Here is a 1,172-nt window from a genome sequence, read left to right as displayed (position 1 = left end):
CAGCGCGCGCCCGGCCGCGTTGGTCGTGTGCGTCTGCCAGTAGAGGCGATGCCCGCCGCGCGCCTGCACCGCCGCGGTGACCGCCGCGATCAGCGCGCGGCCGACGCCACGGCCGCGGACATCCTCGGCGGTGAACAGGTCCTGCAGGTAGCAGGTGTCCTCGATGCGGGTCGTGCTGCGGTGGAAGAGGTAATGCGTCAGGCCGACCAGCCGCCCGTCAAGCTCGGCGACGAAGGCGTGGACCGGCTCGCGTTCATCGAAGAAGCGCGCCCAGGTCGAGGCCGTCACCGCCTCGGGCAGGGCGGTCTCGCCGGCGCGGCCATAGAAGGCGTTGTAGCCGTCCCAGAGCGGACGCCAGGCGGCGAGGTCGGACGGGGCGATCGGGCGGACGACGATTTCAGAGGACATGCGCGAAGTCGAGGCGTGGGCCGGGGCCCGGTTGAAAGGGCCGCGATCATCGGGCTTCGCGCGAGGCCGGGCAACCATCACATGACGCCGGGGGCTCAACCGCGCGCATCACCGCCTGCCACGGCACCAGCTTGAAGTTCTGCCGTCCCATCGGCCAGCGCTTGTGGCCGTCCTGGACGACGAGCAGCCCCTGGCCGTACTCGCCGCCGAGCGCGGCCGCGCTGACGTCCAGCCCGTCCGTCTCCGATGCCGCGTCGATGCCGCGGGCCGGGTTCAGGCCGACACGGAAGCGTCCCTTGACCGCATGGGGCGCGTCCGCGTCGAGCAGCACGTAGCTGTCGTCGCCCTGGGAGGAAACAACCAGCCACGCGCCCTGGGCGCTGCGATGCACCGCCATGCCCTCGACATCGGCATGCAGCGTCTCCCCGACCGGCAGGATCAGCGCGGCGTCGCCCAGCCGGCCCTCCGCGTCCAGCGCGACGCGCCACAGCCCACGCTTCTCCTCGCCGACGAAGAGCTGCCGGCCCGGCTCGTCGACCACGCAGCCTTCCGGCTGCGAAGTCAGCCGCATCGTGGCGACCGTCGTGGCCGACCAGGCGCCGGCGCTGCGCGCCACCCGCAGCTGCAGCAGGCGCCCATCCTTGTCGTTGACGAACACGTCGAGGCCGCCCGCCGGGTTGCGTCCGGCGCAGACGCCGTAGACCTCGTCCAGCCCGGTCGGCAACTCGGCCAGGGGGCTCACGCGGCCGCCGCCGTCGATGCCG

Annotated in this window: 2 protein-coding genes; both read right to left on the bottom strand. The window is 73.0% G+C overall.

What is annotated here, in order from left to right; genetic code table 11:
- Nucleotides 1-408: GNAT family N-acetyltransferase (locus FUT87_RS27250; protein ID WP_147243001.1), on the bottom strand; the 408-nt coding region annotated here is incomplete at its 3' end.
- A gap of 46 nt (nucleotides 409-454) precedes the next feature.
- Nucleotides 455-1,172, bottom strand: a 718-nt coding sequence (locus FUT87_RS27245) for a phytase (RefSeq protein WP_147243000.1), incomplete at its 5' end; no start/stop codon positions are given.

The sequence above is a fragment of the Mitsuaria sp. TWR114 genome, assembly GCF_007997345.1.
Note: the sequence above shows the minus strand (reverse complement) of the source record. Positions and strands in the feature narration are given on the sequence as shown.